Source organism: Alkalilimnicola ehrlichii (assembly GCF_003399765.1).
GTDB lineage: Bacteria > Pseudomonadota > Gammaproteobacteria > Nitrococcales > AK92 > AK92.
Genome location: NZ_NFZV01000036.1, coordinates 25,359 through 35,256, shown reverse-complemented (window position 1 = coordinate 35,256; position 9,898 = coordinate 25,359). Strand labels below are relative to the sequence as shown.

The window sequence follows — 9,898 nt, the reverse complement described above, 5'->3', positions numbered from 1 at the left end:
GACACGTCCGGACAGGGGCCGCGGCCAGAGGGAGAAGGCAGTATCGGTATAATAGGATACGAGATTTTTAGCATTCGCTCTAGTACGCCTTTACGGCTTACGGTTGGCCCGTTCGGCGGACGTGTGCGGCAAGGTGCGCGGTGAAATACAAAAAAAGCCGCGGCAGCGTATCCCGCTGCCGCGGCTTTTCTACTCGGCGTTAACCGCCGAGGGCTTAGTTGGCTTTGTGAATCGCCCGCTTTTCGACCGATAGCGCCGCCTCGTGCACCGCCTCGGACAAGGTCGGGTGGGCGTGGATGATCCGCGCCAAGTCTTCCGCGCTGGCGGCGAACTCCATCGCAACCACCGCTTCGGCGATCAACTCGGACGCCATCGGGCCGACGATATGGACACCGAGAATACGGTCGGTTTCGGCATGGGCAATCACCTTCACCAAACCGCCCGACTCTTCCATCGCCCGCGCCCGGCCGGTAGCCCCGAAGTTGAAGGTGCCGGACTTGATCGGCACGCCGGCGGCTTTCAGCGACTGCTCGGTACGACCGACCCAGGCGATTTCCGGGTGCGTGTAGATGACCCAGGGGATCGTGTCGTAGTTGACGTGGCCTTTTTGCCCGGCGATCTGTTCGGCGACCATAACGCCCTCTTCGGAGCCTTTATGCGCCAACATCGGGCCGCGAACGACGTCGCCCACGGCATAAACGCCCGGGAGGTTGGTTTGGCAATGTTCGTCGACATGCACGAAACCGCGCTCGTCGAGCAGCAGATTGGCGTCGTCGGCGGCGAGGCTATCGGTGGAGGGCCGACGGCCGACGGCTACGATCAGCTTATCGACCTGCAAGGTCTGCTTGCCGTCCTTATCTTCATAATGAACGGTAAGGTTCTTGCCGGACTTCACGCCCGTAACACGGGCGCCCAGGCGGATTTCCAGCCCTTGCTTGGAGAACTGCCTGAAGGCGTCTTTGGCGACGCGACTATCGACCGGCGCGAGGAAGGTGTCCTGCGCTTCGAGCAACACGACTTTGGAGCCCAGGCGGTTCCATACGCTGCCCATTTCCAAGCCGATCACACCGGCGCCGATGACGCCTAAACGCTTCGGCACTTCGGTAAATTCCAGTGCGCCGGAGGAGTCGACGATACGCTCGCCATCGAGCGGTGCCGCATCGATGCTGATCGGTTTGGAACCGGTCGCCAGGATGACGTTCTCCGCTTGCAGCGTTTCCGGCTTGCCACTGTGAGGCGTGAACTCGACCTTCTTGCCCTCAAGCAGTTTGCCGTGGCCGGCCAGCCAGGTGATTTTGTTCGCTTTGAACAACTGCATGATGCCGCCGGTCATGTCTTTAACGACTTGATCCTTGCGGCTGATCATGGTCGGCACGTCGAGTTCGACGCCCTGCACCTTGATCCCGTGGGTATGCAGGCTTTCGTTGACCCGGTGGAACTGCTCGGAAGAGTCCAGCAGCGCTTTGGAAGGGATGCAGCCGACATTCAGGCAGGTGCCGCCCGGTGCCGGCTCTCCGTTTTTGGAAACGAACTCGTCGATGACGGCGACGCTCAAACCGAGCTGCGCGCAGCGGATGGCGCCGACGTAACCGGCAGGCCCGGCGCCGATGACGATGACATCAAAGGATTTTGCCATGATTACTCCTAGTTTGTTGTTGTGGCGCCTATCGCGTTAGCCACTGACAACCGATGGCACCGGCAGGCAACGGGTGCCCTTTGCAAGGACACGCTGCCTGCGCTGCCGATGCCGATATTTGTCCTGTCGTTATACCTCTAACAACAGGCGCGCCGGGTCCTCAAGCATATCCTTGATAGTCACCAGGAATTGCACCGCTTCGCGGCCATCGATAATCCGGTGGTCGTACGACAGGGCGAGATACATCATCGGCCGGATCACCACTTCGCCGTTTTCCGCCATCGGCCGTTCCTGGATCTTATGCATACCCAGAATAGCACTCTGCGGCGGATTAAGAATCGGCGTCGACATCAACGAGCCGAAGATGCCGCCGTTGGTGATCGAGAAGGTGCCCCCGGTCAGCTCGTCGATGGACAGCTTGCCGTCGCGAGCCCGCTTACCGAAATCGGCGATTTCCGCTTCAACGTCGGCGTAGGACTTGTGCTCGGCATCGCGCAGCACAGGCACTACGAGGCCGCGCGGCGAGCTTACGGCGATACCGATGTCATGGTAACCATGATAGATGATATCCGTGCCGTCGATCGACGCGTTAACCGCCGGGAAACGCTTCAGGGCTTCCACCGCGGCTTTGACGAAGAAGGACATGAAGCCGAGTTTGGTTCCGTGCGTTTTCTCGAAACGGTCCTTGTAGCGCGCGCGCAGGTCCATGACCGGCTGCATGTTGACTTCGTTGAACGTGGTCAGGATGGCAGCCGTTTGCTGCGCCTCGACCAGGCGTTCGGCGATCCGCTGGCGCAAACGGCTCATCGGTACGCGGCGCTCTTCGCGATCGCCGGCCGCCGCTTGTGGCGCGGGCTTCTCGGCTTTCTGCGGCGCCGGCTTGGCCGCCGGCTCTTCGGTGCCTTTATCGGCAACCGGCGTGCCGACGCTGGAGCCTTCCTGCGCTTCCATGAAGTTCAGCACGTCTTCTTTGGTGATGCGGCCGCCACGGCCGGTACCTTCGATCTTGTCGATATCGAGGTTGTTCTGTTCGACCAGCCGTTTAACCGCCGGCCCCATTTCGTCGAGCGCTCGCTGGGAGGCCGACGGCTCAGGCTCGGCGGCCGGCTTCTCGGCTTTGCCGGCTTTGGCGGCCGGTTTCGCGCCTTGCTCTTCCAAGGTCGCCAACACTTCGGCGGCCGTCACCGTATCGCCTTCTTGTTTCAGGATATCGCCTAGCACCCCGTCGGCTGGCGCGGGGACTTCCAATACCACTTTATCGGTTTCGATATCGACCAAATTCTCGTCTCGGGAAACGGCGTCGCCAGGCTGTTTGTGCCAGGTGACGACCGTAGCTTCCGAGACGGACTCGGGTAACGGGGGAACTTTAACTTCGATGCTCATTAACTCCTCGCTTTCAGGCAATGGCGATGGGATTGTTCGCCGCCTGCTTAACTCAACGCTTCATCCACCAGTTTCCGTTGCTGCTCGTGATGCAGCTTGGCATAACCCGCCGCCGGCGATGCCGAGGCGTCGCGTCCGGCATAGCGCAACGTCTGCTCTTCCCGCATGCAGTTCAGGAAATGATGCTGGCTGGAATACCAGGCGCCCTGATTCTTCGGCTCTTCCTGACACCAAACGACTTCGGTTGCTTTGCTATAGCGCCGCCGCAGCAAGGCGCTCAGCTCCTTCTCCGGGAAGGGGTAAAGCTGCTCGACACGCAAAATCGCCACGTTGTCGAGTTCGCGTTTCCGCCGCTCTAGCAACAGGTCGAAGTAGACCTTGCCGCTGCACAGCACCACGCGGTCGACTTTCTTCGGACTCAGGTCGTCGATCTCGTCGATCACGAGCTGGAACTTGCCTTCCGTCAAATCGTCCAGCGACGAGGTCGACAGCTTATGCCGCAACAGGCTCTTCGGCGTCATCACCACCAACGGCTTGCGCAGGCTGCGCAACATCTGGCGGCGGATCATGTGGAAGAACTGAGCAGGCGTACTCGGCACGCACACTTGAATATTGTGCTCGGCGCAAAGCTGTAGGAAACGCTCCAGACGGGCCGAGGAGTGCTCGGGGCCCTGGCCTTCGTAACCGTGCGGCAGGTACAGGGTGAGCCCGCATAACCGGCCCCATTTCGCTTCGCCGGAGACGATAAACTGATCGATAACGACCTGAGCGCCGTTGGCGAAGTCGCCGAACTGCGCCTCCCAGATCACCATCGTCGTCGGATCGGCGGTGGAGAAGCCGTACTCGAAGCCCATCACCGCTTCTTCCGACAGTAACGAGTCGATAACGGTGAAGTCGGTCGGTTCCGTCGTAATGTCTTTCAACGGTATGTAGGTATCGCCGTCTTTGGCGTTATGCAATACCGCATGCCGATGGAAGAAGGTACCGCGGCCGCTGTCCTGCCCGGTGAGCCGCACTTTGTAGCCGGCGTTGAGCAAGGTGGCATACGCCATGGTTTCGGCGAAGCCCCAGTCCAAGGCCAAGGCCCCGGCAGCCATCTTGCGCCGGCTTTCCATGATCGCCGCGACGCGAGGGTTCAACTCGAAACCTTCAGGCAAGCGTTGCAGGTTTTCCTGCAAGTCGCGAATGACGCTGATCGGTACTTTGGTTTCGGTGTGATCGTCCCATTTCGCATCGAAATACGGCGTCCAGTCCACCGCGTAGTCGTTGTGAACGGTGCCCATGATGTTGCGGGCAACGATCTGGTGATTATCCAGCGCATCGCGATAGTTCTGCGCCAGATCGTCGACCTCGCTCTCGTCCAGTATGCTCTCGGCGACCAAGCGCTTACCGTATAGCTGACGCACGGTATCGTGCGACTTGATCTTGCTGTACATAACCGGCTGCGTGGCGGACGGCTCGTCGGCCTCGTTGTGGCCGTGGCGGCGGTAACAGATAAGGTCGATCACCACGTCTTTCTTGAACCGCTGCCGGTAGTCGAAGGCCAACTGGGTGACAAACAGCACCGCTTCCGGGTCGTCGCCGTTTACGTGGAAAATCGGCGCCTGCACCATCTTCGCCACTTCGGTGCTGTAGAAGGTGGAACGCGCATCCAGCGGATTACTGGTGGTAAACCCGATCTGGTTGTTGACGATGATATGAACCGTACCGCCGGTATAGAAACCGCGCGCCTGCGATAGCTGGAAGGTTTCCATCACGACGCCTTGGCCAGCGAAAGCCGCATCGCCGTGAATCAGCACCGGCATCACCTCGTCGCCCGTGTGGTCGTGCCGACGCTGCATACGCGCGCGTGCCGAGCCGACAACCACCGGATCGACGATTTCCAAATGCGACGGGTTAAAGGCCATGGCTAAATGCAAAGGGCCGCCGTCGGTGAGGATATCGGAGGAATAACCCAGGTGGTACTTTACGTCGCCGGAGCCGGCCTTGCCGAGGTTATAGTTCCCCTCGAATTCGGCAAACAATTCTTTCGGCGATTTACCAAGAATGTTGATCAGGACGTTCAAACGGCCGCGGTGCGCCATGCCGAGCACCATTTCCCGGATGCCGTGGCGACCCGAGTGCTGGATCAGGTAATCGAGCATGGGAATCAAAGACTCGCCGCCTTCCAACGAGAAGCGCTTCTGCCCGACGTACTTGCTGTGCAGATACTTCTCGATACCTTCGCCGGCGGTTACCCGCTCCAACACCTCGATTTTCTTCTCGGGCGTTAAGTTTAGCTTCGCCCGATTGCTTTCCAGGCGCTCCTGAATCCAGCGTTTTTCCACCGTGTCGGTGATATGCATGTACTCGGAGCCGATGGTCCCGGAGTAGACTTCGCGGACCACCTGCAAAATATCCCGCAAGGACAATTGCTCGGCGACGAACAGCGAGCCGGTATTGAACACCCGGTCCATGTCGGCTGCGGTCAGATTATGAAAAGCCGGATCGAGGTCGGGGATTTCGATCGGCGGCCGGAGGTTGAGCGGATCGATGTCGGCTTTCTGGTGTCCTCGCACCCGGTAGGCGTTGATTAAACGCAGTACGGCTGCTTGTTTTTCAGCCGCTTCCGGCGATAGGCCGCCGTCCGCGACAACCCGCTGAATACGCCCCGACGCCCGCGCTCGGCGCGCGAACTCTTCCCGAATAGGGCCATGCGGGACGTCTCGCTGCGGACGGGAGTCGCCGGTTTCCAAGCCTTGGAAGTAGTATTTCCATTCATTCCCGACCGAATCCGGGTCGCGGAGGTAATCTTCGTAAAGATCTTCGATAAAAGCGGCATTGGAGCCGCCGAGATAAGATGAGCGCTTGAGCTTTTCGAACAGGCCTTTCATTGACTTTCACCTAAGCCTTTGCCGATGGGCGTATCGAGAATTCGGTGATGGCCGACAGACACCGTCGTATCTGACTTCCCAGACCGCTTACAAAGAAATGTAGCCGGCACCCGCCGGCCATGCGAAACACTGCCTTGCGGCGAACCAACCGCCAATGCGGCTCGTCGCACCCTGAACAAAGCAAGGCAGCCATTCCATACTTCCTGAAACCGTGGGCGCGCCGCTTTCGCAAACGTCGAGCCTAAGAAATCGGCCGATGAACGCCATTGCTTGAGAACTGAGGGACGGTTTGCGGTTTCCCCAACTCGCCGCAACGCTGCGAACGATGGGCTATTGCGACGATAAACAACGGAGAGGCGCCGGCTCGCGGCGCTCGGTAAAACCGAACAACGGGGGCAACGAGGGTGCGGGAAGCGACGGTTAGTTAAATGGCATTGACTCCCCACCATCTAACTTCAACCTCGCCCGCAGCCACGACGGCCAAGTACGCAGGAACGGGAATGACCGAGCCGAACCAACGCAAACGCGCCGTTCTCCGCTACTGATTTGTATAAGGCCAAACCGTCTCTCCTTCCCGTTACCGGCACGCCACGCAGGGGTTGCGCCAGGGAAGTTGCTTTACAGCTGAAAGCAACGTTCTAAGTCCCCCAAACGAACAGCGGGGGTCGTCGATAAAACGTCGTACTAATCGGCAAATCGCGGGCGCAAAACGTCGCCTAACTGCACGATCCAGTCACTGTGCATAAAATAACGCTTCTGGAGGGTAGGACGCAACTTTCTGCCAAACTAAAACTTACTAGTTAGTAAAAAACGAGGCTTCAAACGTCGTTTTCGGTAGCGCGACAAACCCGCTCGAAAGCACCCAAAAGTATGCTAATGTACTTCGATAACAGTGGGTTGCACCCTCCACAGGGAATAACAAGAAACGACATCGGGAGATGCATGACCGCAATGAAGCCTGCTTACCTCCAGGTACCGGTAAAGGATACCAGCGGCGCTAGCGAGTTTTCCGGCCGCGGACCCGGCCAAATTAGGGATTGGCTGGAAAAAATTCCTGAGGGAAACGCAGCGGCGAGCGCTCGGGTTCTATTCGATGCGCTGCATCTTGTTAATCGCTCGTCTCTGCATAAGGCGAGCCGCTTCGAGGTTATGGAGCTGTTCCGGCCGGCGGTGAACGCTGTCTGCGCGCGGCTGGCGGAGCAACACAGCGATGACGCCGCGCCGCTGCAAGAAGCACAGCGGCAACGCGTGCGACAGGCACAAAAGCTCCTCGACGAGCTGGCCAACGGCTTTAAGCTTTGCGTTAATCGGCAGCTCAAGCTAGCGCAGTCGACGCCGAGCAAAGCCGACGTGCTCGTATTTCAGCTGAGCATTCAGCGCGCCATGCTTACGCTAGGGCGAAGGCTGCTGGAGAGTTATCGCATCTATCAGCCCGAGCCGGCCGGCGTTTGGCGCGAGCTGCACACGCTCTATGGCAATGCGGAACGCTACAAGCTACAGAGCCTGCCGGTGGAAGGCAGCCCCGATAGCGAAGAGACGGCTTTATCCGTCAAGCAGGCCTATCTGCGGTTGGCGACTCTCGCGTTGGCCGACCCTTACCGGCTCCGGCACGGGGAGGCCGAAGCACTATACCGCCGCATCGGCCGCTGGGTGCATTTTGTGCAAACGCGCCCACCGCAAGCGAACGAAGACTTATCCGGTCGCTTTGTTCTCGATCTTGCGTCCGACCACGCGGCCCATTACCTACCCCTCGCTGCGCCCCACCCGGCCCTGCGGCAGCCACGCATACTCGATATCCGAGAGCTAACCGGCGCTATCCGGCACCAGATTACCCTTTTCGATCGCACGATTAAACGTTGCAACAGTACGCTCACCCAGTCAGAACAAAAACAACGGGATCTGGACATGCGCTTCATAGGCGCACTCGGGGAGCGGCAGGGGCGAAGGGCTTTGCGACAGCCGACCGCCGCCAAGCTGCTTGTCGTAGTGGGCTTGCATGCTTGCCATTATGTGGCCAATAAACGCCGCCGCTTTGAGCCGACGCAAGCGGACCAGCGGCGAAAGGACCAACCGCTGGACCGGGACGCCATGACAGCCTCTAAAGGCGCGACCGACCTTAACGATAGCGGGCACCGCGCGCGGCGCATTCAGGCGGTCTTAACCGATGCAGCCCAGCGCCGGTACCAACCGGAGTTTAGGCTCTCGACCTGGCAGCAAAGCAACGAGAGCGAGGGCGGCATGGCGGCATTCTCCCCCGAAGCCGTGCCGGTGCGGACCCAGGTCGGCGACCTGCTCGCCTACACAAGCGAAGACGGCAGGAACTCGGCCGACTGGAAGCTTGGCGCCGTGCGCTGGTTACGCACGCGGCCGAAGGGAGGGTTGGAGCTCGGGGTCGAACAGCTTGCCGACAATGCGTATGCCGTCGGTATAGAAGCGATTTCCGGGCCAGGCCGGGCAAACGATTACCAGCGCGGTCTGTTGATACCCCGCACTAACCCGGTTACCGATAGCCACACGCTGCTAACGGCGAGCGGCCTGTATGCCGCCGGCACCATCGTCCGCCTCGCTAGGGACGACGGGGCGACGTTACATGCCAGACTGACCGAGCTTGTCCATAGCACGCAACAGTTCGCGCAATTCCGCTTCCGCTTGGTCGCCGCTCTGGAAACAACACACACCGAAATACCGCTCTACCAAGCCGGCTGAACCGCCTTCGCGCTTAGATTGGACGGTTCAGCCAACTGCCTGCGAAGAGGGTTTATTCAGTATTTCTCGGCGGGCGCCGCGGTATCCTCGTCTTCGCCTTGCTTGACGAACCAACCGGAAAGCAGCAAGCCAATTTCGAACAACAGCCATACCGGCAACGCCAGCAGGATCTGGGAGACCATGTCCGGCGGCGTCAGCAGCATGCCGACAATAAACGCCACCACGATGACATACGGACGCTTTTTGCTTAATGCCTCTCGCGTGGTGACACCGCTACGTATCAATAGAATCGTCGCCACCGGCACCTCGAACGCGGCGCCAAAGGCAAAGAACAGCTTGATGACGAAACTCAAATACTCGCCGATGTCGGTCATCATCGACACCCCGCTGGGCGTTACCGCCGCGAAGAAGGTAAACACCAGCGGGAACACGACAAAGTAGGCGAATGCGACACCGAGATAAAACAGCAACGTACTGGAGAACAGTAACGGCCAAATCAGGCGGCGCTCGTGGCGGTACAAGCCTGGCGCGACAAAACCCCAAACCTGGTAAAGAATGTATGGGATGGTAATAAAAACGGCCGCCATCAAGGCCAATTTCATCGGGATCAGAAAAGGCGATGCAACCTGGATCGCGATCATCTGCCCGCCTTCCGGCAAAGCGGCCCGTAACGGTCCGGAGAGCCAGGTGTAGAGATGATCGGCAAAAGGATAGATAGCCAGAAAAGCGACGACGACAACGATGACCACCCGCAGCAGCCGAGAGCGCAGCTCTAGCAAGTGGCTGACAATCGGCCGCTCTTCGTCGATCTCGTAACGGTTAGGCTTTTTGCTCACGCGTCAGTCCCCTTGCCTTTGTCAGCGGAGGAGGCACTGGGCGCGGGCTTGTCCGGCGTCGGTTCGCCAGCGGCATCGTCCGCCGACTTTTGGCGAGCATTGTCGGCTTGCCGCATAACGTTCTGCTGGAACTCGTTCGCCGCCGAGCGCATTTGCTTGAACTCTTCTTCAAAATCGCGCCCGGCCTTACGCATTTCCTGTATCTGAAACTCCCTATCCATCTCTGCGCGTAAGGAATAGAACACGCCGCGAGCGCGGCCGATCCAGAAACCGACCACACGCACAGCGCGCGGCAAACGTTCCGGGCCAAGGATTAACAGGGCTATCACCAGGATTAACCCTACTTCCCAAAAGCCGACATCAAACATCGTCGCCTCTCAGCGAGTCGCAGCTCGCACCGAACATTGACGAGAAAGTGAACAATCCGAGCGGAGCGACCCGGCGCAGCCGGGCACTCCACCAAC

The 9,898-nt window shown here is 59.4% G+C and carries 6 protein-coding genes; 1 reads left to right on the top strand and 5 read right to left on the bottom strand.

Annotated features, from left to right (window positions below; genetic code table 11):
• Positions 1-214 precede the first annotated feature (214 nt).
• From lpdA to CAI21_RS20585, 3 genes are all read right to left on the bottom strand, one after another.
• On the bottom strand, positions 215-1,636 hold the full coding sequence (gene lpdA / locus CAI21_RS20595) for a dihydrolipoyl dehydrogenase (RefSeq protein WP_116304021.1): 1,422 nt from the start codon (positions 1,634-1,636) through the stop codon (positions 215-217).
• 129 nt (positions 1,637-1,765) lie between these two features.
• Positions 1,766-3,019 (bottom strand): 2-oxoglutarate dehydrogenase complex dihydrolipoyllysine-residue succinyltransferase, encoded by a 1,254-nt coding sequence (odhB, locus tag CAI21_RS20590; RefSeq protein ID WP_116304020.1) that lies wholly within the window; start codon positions 3,017-3,019, stop codon positions 1,766-1,768.
• Positions 3,020-3,066: 47 nt separating this feature from the next.
• Positions 3,067-5,892, bottom strand: coding sequence for a 2-oxoglutarate dehydrogenase E1 component (locus CAI21_RS20585; RefSeq protein WP_116304019.1), 2,826 nt, complete (start codon positions 5,890-5,892; stop codon positions 3,067-3,069).
• A 942-nt stretch (positions 5,893-6,834) separates the two neighbouring features.
• Here CAI21_RS20585 and CAI21_RS20580 point away from each other — a divergent pair.
• A complete protein-coding gene (locus CAI21_RS20580) occupies positions 6,835-8,598 on the top strand; it encodes a hypothetical protein (RefSeq protein WP_116304018.1) in 1,764 nt (587 codons plus the stop codon).
• Between the two features lie 56 nt (positions 8,599-8,654).
• Here the strand turns inward: CAI21_RS20580 and tatC are convergent, their stop codons facing one another.
• Entirely contained in the window at positions 8,655-9,434 is a 780-nt protein-coding gene (gene tatC / locus CAI21_RS20575; protein ID WP_116304017.1) for a twin-arginine translocase subunit TatC, read from the bottom strand.
• Positions 9,431-9,802, bottom strand: coding sequence for a Sec-independent protein translocase protein TatB (gene tatB, locus CAI21_RS20570; RefSeq protein WP_116304016.1), 372 nt, complete (start codon positions 9,800-9,802; stop codon positions 9,431-9,433). Before tatB ends, tatC begins: the two co-directional genes overlap by 4 nt.
• Positions 9,803-9,898 lie beyond the last annotated feature (96 nt).